Raw genomic sequence first — 18030 nt, 5'->3', positions numbered from 1 at the left:
TCTCTACCCTTTTTACAAGCGGGAAAATCTATGTTCTCCAAGCGGCTGATGGGCTGTGTGTTGGCATCTAGCGCCTTGCTCGCCTTGGCGGCTTGCGGTGGCGGCAACCAGCAACAGCAGGCTCCCCAGGGGCCGCCGACCGTGAGCTATGTCACGGTGAGCGAGCAACCGGTGACGCTGACCACCGAATTGCCCGGCCGCACCACCGCGTTCGAGACCTCCGAGGTCCGCCCGCAGGTCAACGGCCTGGTGCTCCAGCGCCTGTTCGTCGAGGGCGACATGGTTCACCAGGGCCAGCCGCTCTACCGGATCGACTCGGCGCCCTATCAGGCGCAGGTCGCCAGCGCCCGTGCCGCGCTCACCCGCGCCCGCTCGAGCATCGCCTCGAGCGCCGCGCTGGCGCGTCGTTATGGCGAGCTGGTCAAGATCAACGCGATCGCGCGCCAGGAGTTTGAAAATGCGCAGACCAGCGCGGCGCAGGCGCAGGCGGATGTCGCCGCCCAGCAGGCCGCGCTGCGCACCGCGCAGATCGATCTCGACCGCACCACCATTCGCGCGCCGATCACCGGCCGGATCGGCCGCTCGGCGTTCACCACCGGCGCGCTCGTCTCCGCGTCGCAGACCGCGCCGCTGGCAACGATCCAGCGACTCGACCCGATCTATGTCGACATCACCGAATCGAGCGCCGATCTGCTCAAGCTGCGCCAGCAGATCCTCAGCGGCCAGCTGACGCGTGACGGCAACGCCCACGTCAAGCTGAAGCTTGAGGACGGCACCGAATACGGCCCGCAGGGCACCTTGCGCTTCGCCGACGTCACCGTCGATCCCACCACGGGGTCGCAGGTGATCCGCGCGCTGTTCCCCAACCCCAACGGCCTGCTGCTGCCGGGCATGTTCGTCCGCGCCGCGCTGGTCGAGGGCACCCAGGCCAAGGCGATGCTGGTGCCGCAGCGCGCCACCAGCCGCGATGAAAAGGGCCTGGCCACGGTGCTGGTGATCGGCGCCGGCGACAAGATCGAGTCGCGCACGCTGCAGACGACGCGCACGATCGGCGACAACTGGCTCGTCACCGGCGGCATCAAGCCCGGTGACAAGGTCATTGTCGAAGGCGCCATGATGCTGCGTCCGGGTACGCCCGTGAAGGGCCAGCCCTGGAACCCCAATGCCACGCCTGCTGGCACCCCGCCGCAGCAGGGGCCGGCGCAGGCCCAGAATCCGGCAAAGGCGAAGTAACCAGCCATGTCACGCTATTTCATCGATCGCCCGATCTTCGCCTATGTGCTGGCGGTGATGGTCGTCATCGCCGGTATCCTGGCGGTGCGCACGCTCCCGATCGCGCAGTTCCCGGCGATCGCGCCGCCCGCGGTGTCGATCACCGCGACCTATCCGGGTGCGGACGCGCAGACGCTGGAGAATACGACCACGCAGATCATCGAGCAGCAGATGAAGGGGATCGATCACCTTCGCTACTTCTCGGCATCCTCGTCGTCGGCCGGCACCGTCACGATCACGCTGACCTTCGAGCAGGGTACCAATCCTGACATTGCCCAGGTCCAGGTTCAGAACAAGCTGCAGGCGGCAACGCCGCTGCTGCCGCAGGAAGTCCAGCGCCAGGGCATCATCGTTGCGAAGGCGACGCAGAACATCCTGTTGTTCGTCGGCCTGTATTCCGAGAATGGGCAACATGATGCGGACGATCTCGCCGACATCGTCGCCTCCAAGATCTCCGACCCGCTGTCGCGGGTCGCGGGTGTTGGCGACACGCAGATCTTCGGCTCGCAATATGCGATGCGCATTTGGGTCGACCCGCTCAAGCTGAACAACTTCGCGCTGACGATGGAGGACGTGACCAACGCGGTCACGGCGCAGAATGCGCAGGTCTCCGCCGGCCAGATCGGCGCCCAGCCGGCGCCGAAGGAACAGATGCTCAACGCGACGGTCTCCGTCTCGTCGCGGCTGACCACGCCCGAGCAGTTCGCGCAAATTCGCCTGAAGAGTGGCACCGACGGTTCGGTGGTACGCCTGGGCGATGTCGCCCGTGTCGCCATCGGCGCGGAGAACTACAGCTTCTCGGCCGAATGGAACGGCAAGCCCGCCTCGGGTATCGCCGTGAAGCTCGCGCCGGGCGCCAACGCGCTCAACACCGTGGTCGCGGTCAAGAAGCGGGTGACGGAGCTTGCCAAGCAGTTCCCGCCCGACGTCAAGGTCATCTTCCCCTACGATACGTCGCCGTTCGTGCGCCTCTCGATCGAGCAGGTGATCGAGACGCTGGTCGAGGCGGTGGTGCTCGTCTTCCTCGTCATGTTCCTGTTCCTCCAGAACTTCCGCGCAACGCTGATCCCGACGATCGCGGTGCCGGTGGTGTTGACCGGTACCTTCGCGGTGCTGGCGATGTTCGGCTATTCGATCAACACGCTCACCCTGTTCGGCATGGTGTTGGCGATCGGCTTGCTGGTCGACGACGCGATCGTGGTCGTCGAGAACGTCGAGCGATTGATTACCACCGAGCATCTGACGCCGAAGGAAGCGGCGCGTAAGTCGATGGACGAGATCACCGGCGCGCTGATCGGCATCGCGCTGGTGCTGTCGGCGGTGTTCCTGCCGATGGCCTTCTTCGGCGGCTCGACCGGCGTCATCTATCGTCAGTTCTCCATCACCATCGTCTCGGCGATGATCCTGTCGATCGCGGTGGCGTTGATCCTGACCCCGGCGTTGTGTGCGACGATCCTCAAGCCGCATGACCCGAACAAGAACGAAGGCCATGGTCCGCTCGCGCGCTTCTTCCGCTGGTTCAACGACCGGTTCGATCGCGGGCGTGCTCGCTACGAGCGCGGCGTCCGCTCCACGGCCAGCCGCTGGGGCCGCTCGCTGATCATCTATGCGCTGATCGTCGCCGGCATGACCTTCCTGTTCATGCGCCTGCCGACCGGCTTCCTGCCCGATGAGGACCAGGGCGTGATGATCGCGCTGGTTCAGGGGCCGGCAGGGTCGACCACGGCGCGCACCCAGAAGGGGCTGGATCTGGTCCGCGACCATTTCCTGAAGGATGCGGGCGCCGCGATCCGGGGCGTCTACACGGTCAACGGCTTCAGCTTCTCGGGCACCGGCCAGAACAGCGGCATCGCGTTCATGCCGATGAAGGAGTGGAAGGACCGGCCCGGCGCCGCCAACAAGGCGCAGGCGATCGTCGGCCGCGCGATGGGCGTGTTCTCGCAATATAAGGATGGCCTGATCTTTGCGGTCATCCCGCCGGCCGTCCAGGAACTGGGCAACGCCACCGGCTTCGACCTCCAGCTCGTCGACGAGGGCGGCATCGGCCACGACAAGCTGCTTGCTGCGCGCAACCAGTTGCTCGGCATGGCGGCGCAGAACAAGCTGCTGGTCGGCGTGCGCCCCAACGCGCTTGACGACGCGCCGCAGCTCAGGGTCGATGTCGATCAGGACAAGGCGCGTGCGCTCGGCCTCGATCTGGCGACGGTCAACAGCACCATCGCGACCGCCTGGGGCGGCTCCTACGTCAACGACTTCATCGATCGCGGCCGCGTCAAGCGCGTCTACATTCAGGCAGACGCTCCGTTCCGCATGACCCCGGAAGATGTCGGCGACCTCTATGTCCGCAACGCGAGCGGCACGATGACGCCGTTCACGGCCTTCTCCACCATGTCCTGGCACCAGGGGCCGACCCAGCTGACCCGCTACAACGGGCAGCCGTCGATGGAGATCCTCGGCCAGCCGGCGCCGGGCGTCGCCTCCGGCGCCGCGCTGAAGGCGATGGAAGACATGCAGGCCAAATTGCCACCCGGCACGCGGCTCGACTGGACCGGCCTCAGCTACGAAGAGCAGCTGTCGGGCGGCCAGGCACCGGCGCTCTACGGCCTGTCGCTGCTGATCGTCTTCCTGTGCCTCGCGGCGCTGTATGAAAGCTGGTCGGTGCCGATCTCGGTGATGCTGGTGGTGCCGCTGGGTGTCGTTGGTGCGCTGCTCGCGGCGCGGCTGACTGGCCTCAACAACGACATCTACCTTCAGGTGGGTCTGATCACCACGATCGGTGTTTCGGCGAAGAACGCGATTCTGATCGTGGAGTTCGCGGAAGAGCGGATGCGCCACGGCCTGAACGCCTTCGACGCCGCTGTGGATGCCGCGAAGCTGCGGCTCCGCCCGATCCTGATGACCAGTCTGGCGTTTATTTTCGGCGTGTTTCCGCTGGCGATCGCCAACGGCGCGGGCGCCGGCGGCCAGAACGCCATCGGCCGCGCGGTGGTCGGCGGCATGTTCTCGGCGACGGTGCTGGCGATCTTCTTCGTGCCGATGTTCTTCATCGTCGTGCTGCGGCTGTTCGGCGCCGGTCAGAATGCCGAACCAGTGGCGGAAGACCATCCGCATGATGATGATCATGGACGCCATGATGACGGCGAGCGTGGGCCCAGCCCCGCGCCGCAGGGAGCCTGAGTTGTGATGAATAGCAAATGCGTCCTCGCCCTGCTGGCAGCCACCGCGCTCGCCGGGTGCAATCTCGCGCCGCACTATGTGCGGCCGGTGGGTGAGGTACCGGCGGCACTGCCACAGGGCGGCGTCTATCCGGCCGCCGCCACCGATGGGCCCGACGTCACCAAGATCGGCTGGCGCTCGTTCTTCACCGACGATCGCCTGCGCGCCACCATCGCATTGGGGCTCGACAACAACCGCGACCTGCGCGTCGCGGCGGCCAATGTGCTCCAGGCCCGCGCGCAATATCGTATCCAGCGCGCGGATCTGGTGCCCTCGACGACGCTGTCGGGGTCGGCGACCTATACCAACAACGTCCAGGGCGCCTCGGGGGCGCTGGCCGGCGCCGCGACCGGCGGGACCGGAACTGGTACGGGCACCGGTACCGGTACGGGGGGCGGCGCGGGCACGGGGACTGGCACGGGCGCCGCGTCCGCGGTCGGGTCGACCTCGTCCAATTACGAGTTCTATTCGCTCAACGTCGGCTTCTCGGCGTATGAGGTCGATCTGTTCGGCCGCGTCCGCAACCTCAGCCGCGCCGCGCTCGAACAGTATTTTGCCACCGAGGAAGCGCAGCGCTCCACCCGCATCGCGCTGATCGCAGAGATCGCCACCGCCTGGCTGACCTTCGCGTCGGACCAGGACCAGCTGCGCATCTCGCAGGAATCGCTCAAGTCGTTCGAGCAGTCGCTCGAGCTGACCCGCGCGCAATTCCGCATCGGCGTGGCGTCGGAACTTGAGGCCCGTCAGGCGGAGACCACCTATCAGGCGGCGCGCAACGACATCGCCGTGCTCAGGACCCGGCTGGCGCAGGACAAGAATGCGCTCGACCTGCTGGTCGGCGCGCCGGTCTCGCCCGACAATCTGCCGCAGGGCCTCGGCACCGACGGCGGCGCCATCCAGGCGCTGCCTGCCGGTATTGCATCCGCGGTGCTGCTCAGCCGGCCGGACGTGCTCCAGGCCGAGCATCAGCTGATCGCGCAGAATGCCAATATCGGTGCGGCGCGCGCGGCGCTGTTCCCCAACATCTCGCTCACCGCGACGCTGGGCACGATCAGCACCGCGCTCGGCGGCCTGTTCGCCGGCGGCAGCTTCACCTACACCGGCGCGCCCGCCATCTCGCTGCCGCTGTTCGACGGCGGCCGTCTGCGCGGCAACGTCCGCGTGGCCGAGGCGCAGCAGCAATCTGCCGTCGCAACCTATGAGCGCGCGGTGCAGACTGCGTTCCGCGAGGTCGCCGATGCGCTCGCCGAGCGCGGCACGATCGACGAACAGATCGCTGCGCAGACCGCGCGGGTCGATGCCGCCACCGCGGCGCTGCGCATCTCGGATGCCCGCTACCGCGCCGGCGTCGAGTCGTTCCTGACCACGCTCGATTCGCAGCGCACGGCCTATTCGGCGCAGCAGCAGCTGGTGACCACTCGGCTCAACCGCGAGAGCAATCTGGTCGAGCTCTATCGCTCGCTCGGCGGCGGTCTCGAACCCGACGAACGCGCGCCGGTCACCGCCACCCGTCCATGACCGTCGGGGCGGTTCAGCATCGGCGCTGAACCGCCCCGCGCCGGCGTGACTACCCCGCGCGCTGGAGCGCGCCGAGCTCGCCCGTCTCGCGGCCCTTGCGGCCATAGAACAGCTCGAACAATGGGCTCGCCATCATCGTGGTGACGATCGCCATCAGCACCAGCATCGAGAACAGCGTCGGGCCGATGATGCCCTTCTGCAGCCCGATGTTAATGATGATCAGCTCCATCAGCCCGCGCGAGTTCATCAGCGCGCCGATGCCGAGCGCGGTGCGATTGTCCTCGCCCGACAGCCGCGCCGCGAGGTAGCAGGCGCCGCCCTTGGCGATCACCGAGGCCACCAGGATACCGAGCGCGATCAGCAGCAGGCTAGGCGAGTTGACCATGTCCATCCGGGTGTTGAGCCCCGAATAGGTGAAGAACATCGGCAGCAGCAGCACGACGGTGAGCGGCTCGAGCTTGCGCTTGATCTCGCTCGCGAGCAGCCCGCGCGGCATCACCACGCCGAGGATGAAGCCGCCGAAGATCGCATGGATGCCGACCACGTCCATCAGGAAGGCAGAGACGCAGAAGGCGATCATCACCAGCGCGAACACCTGGATGCTCATCCCGCCCTCGGCCTCGACGGTGCGCGCGAGCGGCGCCAGCAGCCGCGGCCCGGCGCGCAGCACGACCAGCGCCCACAGCAGCCCGCCGCCGATCGCCAGGATCGCGACGCCGGGGCCGCCGCCGAAGGTCGCGAGCACGATCGCCAGCACACACCACGAACAGGCATCGTCGAAGGCCCCCGCGGTGAGCGACAGCGTGCCGAGCGCGCTGTCGGCGAGCCCGCGCTCGTTGATGATCCGCGCCAGCATCGGGAAGGCGGTGAGCGCGATGCACGCGCCAAGGAACAGCGTCGCATTGGCCTGGCTGATCCCCGCCGCGAACAGCCCGGGCACGCCGAGCAGCAGCGGCGTGATCAGCACCGCGATGGCGAACGGCGCGGCGATCCCCGCCAGCGACACGATCGAGGCGCTGCGCGCCTTGGTGCGGAAATGGTCGAGCCGCAGCGTCGTGCCGACCAGGAACATGTAGAGGCCGACGCCGAGCTGCGCGCCCGCATAGAGCACGTTCTTGGTCTCCTTGGGGAAGACCGCGCCCTGCAGGTCGGGCAGCGTCAGGCCGAACAGCGACGGCCCGAGCAGCACGCCGGCGATCATCTCGCCGACCACTTGCGGCTGACCGAGCAGCTTTTTGCCGAGCCAGCCGACCAGCCGGCACGCGACCAGGATCACCGCGAGCTGGAGGAAGAAATGGATGCTGAAATCACCCGGCGCATAGCTGTGCGCCGCCGCCGGCACCGCCGGCCCGTGCGCCGACAACACGCCCGACACCGTCTTGCCCAGGCTTGCCCACCAATCGTCCATCATCACTCCCCCATACGCGGCGGTACGCTCCGCTCGTCATCGTGGCGGGTAAACAGCAAAGCGGCGGGCGGATGCAAGAGGCAAGCGATCGCATCGCCGCAATGGGCGCGGCGACGATCGGCTCGATGACAGGAAAACCGTGGTGACCCCTACGAGAATCGAACTCGTGCTTACGCCGTGAGAGGGCGTCGTCCTAACCGCTAGACGAAGGGGCCGATACGGTGGAGGCGGGCAATTACGTGGGACGGCGCCGGGCGTCAAGTCCGCCCGGCGCTGTTTTTCAAGGGGCGTGCGCTCAGGCCGCGACCTTGCGGCGCTCCGCCATTTCGGCGTTGAGCATCTCGGCGAGCAGGAAGGCGAGCTCCAGGCTCTGCCCGGCGTTGAGCCGCGGATCGCAATGGGTGTGGTAGCGATCGGCGAGGCTCTGCTCGGTGACGTCGACCGCGCCGCCGGTGCATTCGGTGACGTTCTGCCCGGTCATCTCGGCATGGATGCCGCCGGCGTGCGTGCCCTCGGCGCGGTGCACCGCAAAGAAGCCGCGCACCTCGGCGAGGATGCGGTCGAACGGCCGGGTCTTGTAGCCGGTCACTGCCTTCACGGTATTGCCGTGCATCGGATCGCAGCTCCACACCACCGGATGGCCCTCGCGGGTCACCGCGCGGACCAGCCGCGGCAGCGCCGCCTCGATTTTGTCATAGCCGTAGCGGGTGATCAGCGTCATCCGCCCGGGCACGCGGCCGGGATTGAGCGTGTCGAGCATCCGCAGCAGCGCGTCGGGCTCCAGGCTCGGCCCGCATTTCAGCCCGATCGGGTTGCCGATCCCGCGCAGGAACTCGACATGCGCCGAGCCTTCGAAGCGGGTGCGGTCGCCGATCCACAGGAAATGCGCGGACGTGTCATACCAGTCGCCGGTCAGGCTGTCCTGCCGCGTCAGCGCCTGCTCGAACGGCAGCAGCAGCGCCTCGTGGCTGGTGAAGAAGCTGGTCTGCGCGAGCTGCGGCACCGTCTCGGGGTTGATCCCGCACGCCGCCATGAACTCGAGCGCCTCGCCGATCCGGTCGGCGGTCTCGGCATATTTCTTCGACCACGGGCTGCGGCCCATGAAGTCGTGGGTCCAGCGATGGACCTGCGCGAGATTGGCATAGCCGCCCTGCGCGAAGGCGCGCAGCAGGTTGAGCGTCGCCGCCGATTGCGAGTACGCCCGCACCATCCGCTGCGGATCGGGAATGCGGCTCTCGGGGGTGAAGGCGATGTCGTTGACGTTGTCGCCGCGATAGCTCGGCAGCTCGACGCCCTCGATCGTCTCGGTCGCGGTCGAGCGCGGCTTGGCGAACTGCCCCGCCATCCGCCCGAGCTTCACCACCGGCAGCTTGCCGGCATAGGTGAGCACCACCGCCATCTGCAGGATGACGCGGAAGGTATCGCGGATGTTGTTGGGGTGGAATTCGGCGAAGCTCTCGGCGCAATCACCGCCCTGGAGCAGGAACGCCTTGCCGGCGGCGACATCGGCGAGCTCGCTCGTCAGGTTGCGCGCCTCGCCGGCGAACACCAGCGGCGGGAACGAGCCGAGCGTGTCGGTGGCCGCCTTGAGCGCGGCGGCATCGGGATAATCGGGAAGCTGGCGCGCTTCGGCGCGCGTCCAGCTGTCGGGGGCCCAGTGGGCGGCCATGATGAATTCCTCGGTTGAGGCGCGGGTTCATGCGCCGAAATGGCCGCCGACGCAATTAAGCAGGGCTTGGGCGAGGGATAGGCGCTTCTTCGCCATGCCGGGGGGCATTCGCCAATTCCGTTCAAATCCGTCACCCCCGCGGGGGCCGGGGACTCTCGCGGCGAGCGGCGGCTCTCTTCCCAAGAAGGTACCGGCTTTCGCCGGCATGACGGGATGGGGGCAAAGCAGGGCAGGTTCTCAGCCGATCCGCCCACGTCGCCCCGCGACCAATGGCCATCCCGCCCGCCGGCGACTAGAACCACCCCCAATGACCGTCGCCTCGCTCGCCGCCCGCCTTGCTGCCCTTGCCCTGATCGCCGCGCCGATCACCGCCACCGCGGCCGATGATCCCGCCGCGACCTTTGCCGCGCTGCGCGCGGTCGACGGCCGGATGGCGGCGATCGCCTACCGCCTCACCACCGCCAATGCCGCCTTGTGCCGCGATCTCGCGCCGACCCCAGGCTGGGCGCTGCATGGCCTCGGCCAGTACGACCCCGGGCTGCGCGGGGCCGCGCGCACCGCGTTCGGGTTCGACGCGCCGATCGCGATCGAGGCGGTGGTGCCGGGCTCGGTCGCGGCGCGCGCCGGGCTGCACGACAATCTGTCGATCGTCGCGGTCGACGGCCAGCCGCTCGCCCCTGCAGCGCCCGGGAATGCTCCCGCGACCAGCCAGGCGCGCGACGCCGCCAATGCGCTGGTCGCCGCGCAGCCGGCCGACCGCCCGTTGGTGGTCGATACCCTGCAGGGCGGCGAGCGCCGCCGCGTCACCGTGGCGGCGAGCCCCGGCTGCCGCAGCGCGTTCGAGGTGCTGCTCGGCCCCGGCATGGAGGCCTCTGCCGACGGCCGCATCGTCCAGCTCGGGGTGCGCTTCTTCGAACGCTACAGCGACGACGAGGTCGCGGTGGTTGTCGCCCATGAGCTCGCCCACAACATCCTGCGCCATCGCGCCCGGCTCGATGCCGCCAAGGTCAACCGCGGGCTGCTCGCCGAGGTCGGCCGCAACGGCCGGCTGTTCCGCACCACCGAGGATCAGGCGGATCTGCTCGGCCTGCACCTGATCCGCAACGCCGGCTATGATCCGCAGCTCGCGGTGCGCTTCTGGCGCGAGCATGGCGGCGACATCGATGGCGGTGTGTTCCGCAGCCGCACCCATCCCTCATCCAAGGCCCGTGCCCAGGCGCTCGCCGACGAGATCGCCCGCATCCCCGCCAACGCGCCGCTGCCTTACCTGCCGCCGGTTCTCGCCGAGCGTGACCGCCCGCTGGACTAGACCGCGGCCGTTGCAATGCCGTCTCCCCTCAATGTCCGTCATCCCAGCGAAAGCTGGGATCTCAGGCAGTGGAGCAGGATAGGCGCCGCACAAGACCCCAGCCTGCGCTGGGATGACGGCTCATGCTGAGCGGGTGGTCACACGCGCTGTCACCGTTCCACCTGGACCTTCCAGTCCCACCCCAATGGGTCGCCGTCCATCACCTCGACCCCCGCCGCGGCGAGCTCGTCGCGGATCGCATCGGAGCGCGGGAAATCCTTCGCCGCGCGCGCCTCGCGCCGTTCCGCCAGCCGTGCAGCGATCCCCGCCTCGTCGATCCCGGCATCGACAGGCCGCACCCGCAGATCCTCGCGCGACAGTGCAAGCAGGTCGAGCCCGAGCACCGCGTCGAAATCGGCCAGCGCGGCGACCCGGTCGGCCGCCGATACCTTCTTGTCGGCGAGCAGTTCGTCGAGCACCGGCAGCGCTTTCGGCGTGTTGAGGTCGTCGGCGACGGCGGCGGCGAGCCGCTCGCGATAGGCCGCGGCGCTCGCCGCCGAGGGGGCAGGGGGCCTGGCCTTCAGCGCCGCGACCGTCTGCACCAGCCGCTTCAGCCGCGTCGCCGCCGCCGCCAGATTGTCCCAGGAGAAATCGAGCTCATTGCGATACTGTGCCTGCAGGCACATCAGCCGATAGGCGAGCGGGTGGAAGCCGCGATCGACCAGCGCCTGCAGCCGCAGGAACTCGCCCGACGATTTGGACATCTTGCCGCCACGGTCGACCAGGAAGTTGTTGTGCATCCACACGCTCGCGCCGGTGTCGATCGGGCTGCCGCCGGTGCAGCCGCCGAATGCCTGGTTCTGCGCGATCTCATTGGGATGATGGATTTCGCGGTGATCGATCCCGCCGGTGTGGATGTCGAAATGCGCGCCGAGGAAATGGCGGCCCATCACCGAGCATTCGAGATGCCAGCCCGGCGCGCCGCGGCCCCACGGGCTGTCCCACTCCATCTGCCGGTTCTCGCCGGGCGCCGAGGTCCGCCAGATCGCGAAGTCGGCCGGGTGGCGCTTGCCGTCGACCACGTCGATCCGGCTCTCGCCGACATCGTCCTGCGCCCGCGCCAACCGGCCGTAATCAGGCACGGTGCTGGTGTCGAAATACAGCCCGTCGGGCAGGCGGTAGCAATGCCGCTGCTCGATCGCGACGCCGAACGCGATCATCGCCTCGACATGGTCGGTGGCGAGCGGGAAATGGGTGGGATCGCCGATGTTGAGATCGCGCAAATTCTGCTTGAACGCGTCGGTATAGTGGCGCGCGATCGCCCAGATGTCCTGCCCGCTCGCCCGCGCCGCCGCCTCCATCTTGTCGTCGCCGGCATCGGCATCGGAGGTGAGGTGGCCGACGTCGGTGATGTTGATCACATGGGTAAGGCCATGGCCGGTCCAGCGCAGCACCCGCGCCAGCGTATCGGTGAACACATAGGCGCGCAGATTGCCGATATGGGCATGATGGTACACCGTCGGCCCGCACGAATAGACCCGTACGTTGGCCGGGTCCTCCGGCTGGAACGCTTCAAGGCTGCGGGTCAGGCTGTTGTAAAGGGTGAGCGACGTCATCCGCCCGCCTTAGCCCTGCCGACCGACCCGCGCCAAGAGCGCTGCCATGTTCCCGCTGTCTCGAGCAGCGCGCCGCGTCGCTAGCGCGCGATCCCGATCACTGCCGTCGCGACCAGTCCCGTCGCCACCGTCCCCGTCACCGCCGGGGTCTGCTGTGCGAGCTGGGCATCGCTGTTGTCGCCGAACACCATGTCGCTCGCCAGGCTGACCCGCGCGAAGTTGCCGCTGCTCGAGGGATAGGTGCTCGTGTCGGCATAGACCGTCGCACACCAGTCGGCCGGTAGCGCCAGCTGCGAGGTCAACACCGCATAGCGGCCGCCGAGCGCATTGCCGAGGCTCGAGAAGATCTCGAAATGCAGATGCGGCCAGCGCCCGTCGTAGCAGGCGGGAAAGATGGTGGTGAAGCTGACCTGGCCGTTGGCGTCGGTCACCTGCACCCCGCGCAGATAGCTTTCCGCAGTGGCGCCGCTGTACAGCGAATAATGCCCGTTGCGGTCGCACTGCCACAGGTAGATCGCAAAGCCTGCAAGCGGGGCGCAGCTCGCGTTGACGTCGACCAGGGTCAGGGTGAGCGTCATCTGCACGTCCGTCGCCACCGTGGTGGTGGAGATGAAGCTTGCGCGGATGTCGCTGCGCACGATGCCGTTGACGGTGAGCACGTTCGAGCTGGCGCCGCCCGACGTGTTGGTGCCGTCGGCGGGGTAGGGACCACCGGTTTCGGTAGGATCGGCGATGCAGGCCGCGGTGGTCGCGAGCGGCCCGGCGGTGGCGGTCGGTGTCGGTGTCGCCGTCGGAGTCGGGGTGGCGGTGGCCGCGGCGCCGGTGATCACGTCGACATCGTCCGCGCCGCTGCCGCCGCACCCGGCGACCAGCGCGGCGCTGCCGGCGCCGATGAACCATTTCAGCGCCCGGCGGCGCGCGATCATCGCGTCGATCAGCGGCAGGTCGTCGGCAAGGCTGTGGCCGTGGGTGTGGTTGTCGTGATGGTCCATGCTGATCCGTCTCCCGGGGTAAAAGCCGGACGATGATGCGCGGGCGCCGTTGCGCGGCTATGTCTGCGAAACGGGCTTTGTTGCCGCCATGTTGCGGCCAGGGCGTTGGTGCTGCGGGTTGCAAATTGCCTGCCTCGCTGCTAGGGGGCCCGTTCACACGGCGCGTACCCTCGGTGCGCGGCCGCGTTACCCATTTGAGTGGAGTTCATCGGTTTTATGCAGATCGTCGTCCGCGACAACAATGTCGACCAGGCCCTTCGCGCGCTTAAGAAGAAGCTGCAGCGCGAGGGCGTGTATCGCGAGATGAAGCTGCGCCGGCACTATGAGAAGCCGTCGGAGAAGCGTGCCCGCGAGCGCGCTGCTGCCGTTCGCCGCTCCCGCAAGCTCGAGCGCAAGCGCGCCGAACGCGACGGCGCGCGCTGAGATAAGTAGGTAAGCTTAGCTGTCGTATACGCCGCCAGTCGCGGCGCGTATGCGCGAGGTTAGAGAAGTTTCACCGGTGACGGCCGGACCGGCACCACAACTCCAGGTGTCCCGATGTCCACCGTCACTGCCGTGCCCCTGCGTCCCATCAAGCGCAGCTATCTCGTCTACCTCTGGGTAGGGATCGTCCTCGCCTGCATCGCCGCCTTCGCGCTGGCCCAGCAGGGCGACGACTTCCTTGCCCGCAATGCCCGCGCCAAGGGTGTGCTCACCACCCCCTCGGGCCTTCAGTATAAGGTGCTCGAGCCCGGCAAGCCCGGTGCGCCCAAGCCGACCGACGCCGACGTCGCGCTGATCAACTATGAGGGCAAGCTCCTCAACGGCACCACCTTCGACAAGTCGCAGCAGCCCACCCCGATGCCGGTCGCGGCGGTCGTCCCCGGCTTCTCCGAGGCGCTCAAGCTGATGCCGAAGGGCGCCAAGTACCGCGTCTGGATCAAGCCGAGCCTCGGCTATGGCGACAAGGCGTCGGGCCCGATCCCGGCCAATTCGACGCTGGTGTTCGATATCGACCTGCTCGACTTCCTGCCCGAGAGCGTCGTGCGCCAGATGCAGGCACAGCAGCAGCAGATGATGGGCGGCGCCCAAGGCATGCCCGGCGGCCAGGCGATGCCCGGTCAGCCGATGCCCGGCCAGCCGATGCCCGGTGGTGCGCCGGCCCCCGCGCCGCAAAACTGATCGAAGTCCGGCGGCGGGCGTCATGCTCGCCGCCGCACCGAGCGCAACGGCCGCATGCCCCAGGGCGTGCGGCCGTTGTCGTATCTCCCGTCCACCTGCCCGATCTTCGTCGGGCAAAAAAATAGCGGCCCGAAGGCCGCTATTTCCCTAGCCGAAGCTAGAACAGCTTAGTTGCTGTCCGCGTCGTCATCGCTGTCGGCAACGACAACGATACCGGCGACAACGGCTGCTGCCGCGAGAACCGCGATCAGGATGCCGCCACCGGCGAGCTCGTTCTTCTTGGCCGAGGTCGAACCGGTACGAACCGACTTCGACACCGACAGGCTGGCGGCCGGGTTGGCCGGAGCTGCTACGGCCGGAGCAACCGCCATGGTGGCGACTGCTGCTGCCATGAGATACTTCCCAAGACGCATGTTGAACTCCCTTTGTGCTCGTCAGCCAAACGCCTGCCACATAAACGTTAACAGAACAAGTAGATGACGAGATGTGCGCAGATCATGTCAGGCACTGTTGCGACGGTGCAACATGCAGCCGTCGTCGCCATCTAACCAGCCGACCGAAAACAGGGAAGGCAAATCAAGCCGACGCTTCCGATTTCGTCGCGGCAGCATCCCCGCTCGTCTGCACCGACCAGCGTTCGGTTCCCTCCAAGGCGAGGGCGGTCAGACGACCGGTCGCATAAGCACCAGTGTCGACGCCGATCCGATGCGGCTGGACATCCAACTGTTCGGCGATGGTATGACCATGGACGATCATCTTGCCGAGCGGCTTGCGATGTTCGAGAAACGGATCGCGGATCCAGCGCAGATCGGAGTCGCGCTGTTCGTCCAGCGCAACGCCCGGACGGATACCGGCATGGACGAACAGATAGTCGCCGATCTCGATCATGTTCTCGAAGGCGGCAATGAAGGCGCGGTGGTTGTCGGGAACGAGATGCACCAGCGTCTTGGCTAGTTCTTCATAGTCCATCGCGTCATAGGCGCTTGCCTCGAGGCCATAGCTCATGATCGTCTCGCGTCCGCCGATGCGGCAGAACAGCCGCAGCGCCTTGGGTTCGCCGTCGACCGCGCCGAGGAAAATCTCCTCGTGATTGCCCAGCAGGAAGCGGGTATCCGGCCGACGCAGGTGAAGCTGGCGCAGTCGCTCCACCACCGCGGCGGACGCCGGGCCACGATCGATCAGGTCGCCGAGGAACACCAGCGTGGTCCGTGCCGGCGAGCGCGCGGCGTCATCGGCGTCGATCTTCACCAACAGGTCGTCGAGCAGGTCGGCGCAGCCGTGGATGTCGCCGATCGCATAGACCCGTTCGCCGGGCGGCACCGATGTCAGCGAAACCTCCGCCGCTCGCCGCGGATTGAGCAGCTTCCTAAGCATTACACCAGTCAGATTGAGGAAAGGACTCGATACCCCCGCCCGTGACGGGCGGCAAGGGTGTCCGGCTCAGCTGGCGAGTCGCAACGCCGGTGCCGGCTTGGCCGCACGCGGCTGATCCGGCCATATTCCGCGGGTGTCGAGCACGGCCTTGTCGAGCCGCTCCTCGAGCGGGATCGAGCGGAACACGTCATGGTCGACGAGCACGATCATCACGGGGCACGTCTCGATAGCGCTGTCGACATCGGTCAGCGTTGCACCGGTGCCGATGAACGCATCCGGCAGCGTCGCCGCATAAGGTTCGACGATCCGCACCCGCTCGCCGAACATGTCGGCAAGCGCGACCGCAACCTTGAGCGCCGGGCTTTCGCGGAAATCATCGATATTGGCCTTGAACGCGAGCCCGAGGCAGGCGACCGGCGCCCCAGGTTGCGCCTCGATCAACGCCGCAGCCTGAGCGATGACATGATCGGTCTTGCCGTCGTTGACCAGGCGAGCGGTGCGGATCAGCGGCGTGCTGTCCGGGGCGGCGTGTACCAGGAACCAGGGATCGACGGCGATGCAATGCCCTCCGACGCCCGGGCCAGGCTGGAGGATGTTGACCCGCGGGTGGCGATTGGCGAGCCGGATCACCTCCCACACATCGACGCCCATCGTGTCGGCGACCAGGCTCAATTCGTTGGCGAAGGCGATGTTGACGTCGCGGAACGCATTTTCGGTCAGCTTGGTCATCTCGGCGGCGCGTGCGGTGGTGGTGACGCAGGCGCCGCGGACGAAGCGGCGATAGAAGCCCAATGCCTTGCGCGCGCACCGCGGCGTGATGCCGCCGATCACCCGATCGTTGTCGATCAGTTCGACGAGGATGCGGCCGGGCAGCACCCGCTCCGGGCAATAGGCGATGGCAACATCGGCCTGATCGCCGGTGCGCCCGGGCACGCGCAGATCGGGGCGGAGCTGTGCGATCAGGTCGCGGACCTCCTCGGTGGTGCCGACCGGCGAGGTCGATTCGAGGATGATGGTGTCGCCGGTCTTGAGCGCCGTGGCGATGCTCGTCGCCGCCTGCAGTACATAGCCGATGTTGGGCGCGTGATCCTCGGCGAACGGCGTCGGCACGGCGATGACGAACACATCGGCCGGTTCGATCTGGGTGGACGCGCGCAGCGAACCGCGCGCGACGACGCCGGATACCAGCCCATCGAGATCGACCTCCTCGATATGGACGCGGCCTGAGTTGACCGTCTCGACCACGGAGGGTGTCACATCAATGCCGAGCACGCTCGCCCCGGTCCGGGCGATCACCGCCGCGGTCGGCAGGCCGATATAGCCCAGGCCGAGTACGACGACCTTGAGTTCAGAGTCCGAAACCATCGGCGACGATCCTTGCGATCCGGTTGCTTGCGTTGCCGTCGCCGAAAGGATTGTGGGCGCGCGCCATCGCGGAATAGGCGGCCTTGTCGTCGAGAAGCGTGAAGACTTCGGAAACGATGCGGTCCTCGTCGGTGCCGATCAACCGCGCGGTCCCCGCCGCCACGCCTTCGGGGCGCTCGGTGGTGTCGCGCATCACCAGCACCGGCTTGCCGAGCGCGGGCGCTTCCTCCTGGACGCCGCCCGAATCGGTCAGCGCCAGATCGCACAGCGCCAGTGCGCGGATGAAGTGGGGATAATCCAGCGGCTCGATCCGGGCGACATTGGCGCGCTCGCCAAGGATCGCATCCATCACCGCGCCGACGTTGGGATTGGGGTGCATCGGGAACAGTACGGCGACATCCTCGCGATCGGCGATGCGCGCGATCGCCCGTGCAATCGCGGCCATGCCGTCTCCGAAATTTTCGCGCCGATGGGTGGTGACCAGCACGACGCGTTTGCCGGCGAAGCGCCGTTCGATGGCATCGAGCCCGTCCGCCATCGACGGATCGGCGGCGATCCGCTCGCGCGTCCAGTGCAGCGCGTCGATCACGGTGTTTCCGGTGACATGAACGCCGGTGGTGACATTCTCGCGCGCCAGCGCGGCTGCCGCGGTGTTGGTCGGCGCGAAATGAAGGTCGGCGATCGGCGCAACGATGCGGCGGTTCACCTCCTCTGGCCAGGGATGGTAGATGTTGCCCGAGCGCAGCCCCGCCTCGACATGTGCGACCGGGATCTTGCGGTAGTAAGCGGCGAGCGCACCGGCCATCGCGGTCGCGGTATCGCCCTGGACGATCACGCGATCGGGCAATTCAACATCCATCACCTCGCCGAGCCCGGTGAGCAGCCGCGCGGTGAGCCGGTCGAGCGTTTGTCCGGGCTCCATCAGGTCGAGATCGATGTCGGGTCGCAAATCCGCGATGCTGAGCACCTGATCGAGCAGCCCGCGATGCTGCGCGGTGACGCAGGTGACCACGCGTAGGCCATCGGTCGCCGCCAGGGCACGGATGACCGGGAATAGCTTGATCGCTTCGGGTCGGGTGCCGAAAATGACCAGGATCTTGGGAGAGGCGGCGGAAGAGGCTGCTGGCATGCGCTGCATCGCTAGATAGAAG

14 protein-coding genes and 1 tRNA gene are annotated in these 18030 nt (G+C 67.5%); 6 read left to right on the top strand and 9 right to left on the bottom strand.

What is annotated here, in order from left to right; translation table 11 throughout:
- Positions 1–30 precede the first annotated feature (30 nt).
- From OXR60_RS02045 to OXR60_RS02035, 3 genes are read left to right on the top strand one after another with little or no spacing between them, the layout of a single operon-like run.
- Positions 31–1233 (top strand): efflux RND transporter periplasmic adaptor subunit, encoded by a 1203-nt coding sequence (locus OXR60_RS02045; RefSeq protein WP_267393494.1) that lies wholly within the window; start codon positions 31–33, stop codon positions 1231–1233.
- 6 nt (positions 1234–1239) lie between these two features.
- A complete protein-coding gene (locus OXR60_RS02040; RefSeq protein ID WP_267393492.1) occupies positions 1240–4449 on the top strand; it encodes an efflux RND transporter permease subunit in 3210 nt (1069 codons plus the stop codon).
- Between the two features lie 6 nt (positions 4450–4455).
- On the top strand, positions 4456–6006 hold the full coding sequence (locus tag OXR60_RS02035; protein ID WP_267393490.1) for an efflux transporter outer membrane subunit: 1551 nt from the start codon (positions 4456–4458) through the stop codon (positions 6004–6006).
- Between the two features lie 49 nt (positions 6007–6055).
- On the opposite strand, the gene OXR60_RS02030 is transcribed toward OXR60_RS02035, so the two are convergent.
- The 3 genes from OXR60_RS02030 to OXR60_RS02020 form a co-directional block, all read right to left on the bottom strand.
- Positions 6056–7414 carry a cation:proton antiporter gene (locus tag OXR60_RS02030; RefSeq protein WP_267393614.1) on the bottom strand — a complete coding sequence of 453 codons (1359 nt, stop codon included), beginning with the start codon at positions 7412–7414 and terminating at the stop codon, positions 6056–6058.
- 140 nt (positions 7415–7554) lie between these two features.
- A tRNA-Glu gene (locus tag OXR60_RS02025) sits at positions 7555–7629 on the bottom strand.
- Between the two features lie 80 nt (positions 7630–7709).
- A complete protein-coding gene (locus tag OXR60_RS02020; protein WP_267393489.1) occupies positions 7710–9083 on the bottom strand; it encodes a 3-deoxy-7-phosphoheptulonate synthase class II in 1374 nt (457 codons plus the stop codon).
- Between the two features lie 307 nt (positions 9084–9390).
- Here OXR60_RS02020 and OXR60_RS02015 point away from each other — a divergent pair, with 307 nt between their 5' ends.
- Positions 9391–10392, top strand: coding sequence for a M48 family metallopeptidase (locus OXR60_RS02015; RefSeq protein WP_267393488.1), 1002 nt, complete (start codon positions 9391–9393; stop codon positions 10390–10392).
- 149 nt (positions 10393–10541) lie between these two features.
- Here the strand turns inward: OXR60_RS02015 and cysS are convergent, their stop codons facing one another.
- Positions 10542–11987: a cysteine--tRNA ligase gene (cysS, locus tag OXR60_RS02010; RefSeq protein WP_267393487.1), complete on the bottom strand. Its 1446-nt coding sequence runs from the start codon at positions 11985–11987 to the stop codon at positions 10542–10544.
- 80 nt (positions 11988–12067) lie between these two features.
- Positions 12068–12979 carry an intradiol ring-cleavage dioxygenase gene (locus OXR60_RS02005; RefSeq protein WP_267393485.1) on the bottom strand — a complete coding sequence of 304 codons (912 nt, stop codon included), beginning with the start codon at positions 12977–12979 and terminating at the stop codon, positions 12068–12070.
- A gap of 216 nt (positions 12980–13195) precedes the next feature.
- Here OXR60_RS02005 and rpsU point away from each other — a divergent pair, with 216 nt between their 5' ends.
- Both rpsU and OXR60_RS01995 read left to right on the top strand, forming a co-directional pair.
- On the top strand, positions 13196–13402 hold the full coding sequence (gene rpsU / locus OXR60_RS02000) for a 30S ribosomal protein S21 (RefSeq protein WP_267393484.1): 207 nt from the start codon (positions 13196–13198) through the stop codon (positions 13400–13402).
- A gap of 114 nt (positions 13403–13516) precedes the next feature.
- Entirely contained in the window at positions 13517–14140 is a 624-nt protein-coding gene (locus tag OXR60_RS01995) for an FKBP-type peptidyl-prolyl cis-trans isomerase (protein WP_267393483.1), read from the top strand.
- A 167-nt stretch (positions 14141–14307) separates the two neighbouring features.
- Here the strand turns inward: OXR60_RS01995 and OXR60_RS01990 are convergent, their stop codons facing one another.
- The 4 genes from OXR60_RS01990 to wecB form a co-directional block, all read right to left on the bottom strand.
- Positions 14308–14553, bottom strand: a complete 246-nt coding sequence (locus tag OXR60_RS01990) for a hypothetical protein (protein WP_267393481.1) — start codon at positions 14551–14553, stop codon at positions 14308–14310.
- A gap of 163 nt (positions 14554–14716) precedes the next feature.
- Positions 14717–15514 carry a metallophosphoesterase family protein gene (locus OXR60_RS01985; protein WP_267393479.1) on the bottom strand — a complete coding sequence of 266 codons (798 nt, stop codon included), beginning with the start codon at positions 15512–15514 and terminating at the stop codon, positions 14717–14719.
- Positions 15515–15580: 66 nt separating this feature from the next.
- A complete protein-coding gene (gene wecC / locus OXR60_RS01980) occupies positions 15581–16879 on the bottom strand; it encodes a UDP-N-acetyl-D-mannosamine dehydrogenase (protein ID WP_267393478.1) in 1299 nt (432 codons plus the stop codon).
- Positions 16863–18008: a UDP-N-acetylglucosamine 2-epimerase (non-hydrolyzing) gene (wecB, locus tag OXR60_RS01975; protein WP_267393476.1), complete on the bottom strand. Its 1146-nt coding sequence runs from the start codon at positions 18006–18008 to the stop codon at positions 16863–16865. Before wecB ends, wecC begins: the two co-directional genes overlap by 17 nt.
- Positions 18009–18030 lie beyond the last annotated feature (22 nt).

This window comes from Sphingomonas sp. GC_Shp_5, assembly GCF_026540855.1.
Taxonomy (GTDB): Bacteria; Pseudomonadota; Alphaproteobacteria; order Sphingomonadales; family Sphingomonadaceae; genus Sphingomonas.
Note: the sequence above shows the minus strand (reverse complement) of the source record. Positions and strands in the feature narration are given on the sequence as shown.

Bases quoted from the DNA above. Each gene is read 5' to 3' on its own strand.
- OXR60_RS02045 (WP_267393494.1), top strand. From the start codon at position 31: ATGTTCTCCAAGCGGCTGATGGGCTGTGTGTTGGCATCTAGCGCCTTG.
- OXR60_RS02040 (WP_267393492.1), top strand. From the start codon at position 1,240: ATGTCACGCTATTTCATCGATCGCCCGATCTTCGCCTATGTGCTGGCG.
- OXR60_RS02035 (WP_267393490.1), top strand. From the start codon at position 4,456: ATGAATAGCAAATGCGTCCTCGCCCTGCTGGCAGCCACCGCGCTCGCC.
- OXR60_RS02030 (WP_267393614.1), bottom strand. From the start codon at position 7,414: ATGGACGATTGGTGGGCAAGCCTGGGCAAGACGGTGTCGGGCGTGTTG.
- OXR60_RS02020 (WP_267393489.1), bottom strand. From the start codon at position 9,083: ATGGCCGCCCACTGGGCCCCCGACAGCTGGACGCGCGCCGAAGCGCGC.
- OXR60_RS02015 (WP_267393488.1), top strand. From the start codon at position 9,391: ATGACCGTCGCCTCGCTCGCCGCCCGCCTTGCTGCCCTTGCCCTGATC.
- cysS (WP_267393487.1), bottom strand. From the start codon at position 11,987: ATGACGTCGCTCACCCTTTACAACAGCCTGACCCGCAGCCTTGAAGCG.
- OXR60_RS02005 (WP_267393485.1), bottom strand. From the start codon at position 12,979: ATGGACCATCACGACAACCACACCCACGGCCACAGCCTTGCCGACGAC.
- rpsU (WP_267393484.1), top strand. From the start codon at position 13,196: ATGCAGATCGTCGTCCGCGACAACAATGTCGACCAGGCCCTTCGCGCG.
- OXR60_RS01995 (WP_267393483.1), top strand. From the start codon at position 13,517: ATGTCCACCGTCACTGCCGTGCCCCTGCGTCCCATCAAGCGCAGCTAT.
- OXR60_RS01990 (WP_267393481.1), bottom strand. From the start codon at position 14,553: ATGCGTCTTGGGAAGTATCTCATGGCAGCAGCAGTCGCCACCATGGCG.
- OXR60_RS01985 (WP_267393479.1), bottom strand. From the start codon at position 15,514: ATGCTTAGGAAGCTGCTCAATCCGCGGCGAGCGGCGGAGGTTTCGCTG.
- wecC (WP_267393478.1), bottom strand. From the start codon at position 16,879: ATGGTTTCGGACTCTGAACTCAAGGTCGTCGTACTCGGCCTGGGCTAT.
- wecB (WP_267393476.1), bottom strand. From the start codon at position 18,008: ATGCCAGCAGCCTCTTCCGCCGCCTCTCCCAAGATCCTGGTCATTTTC.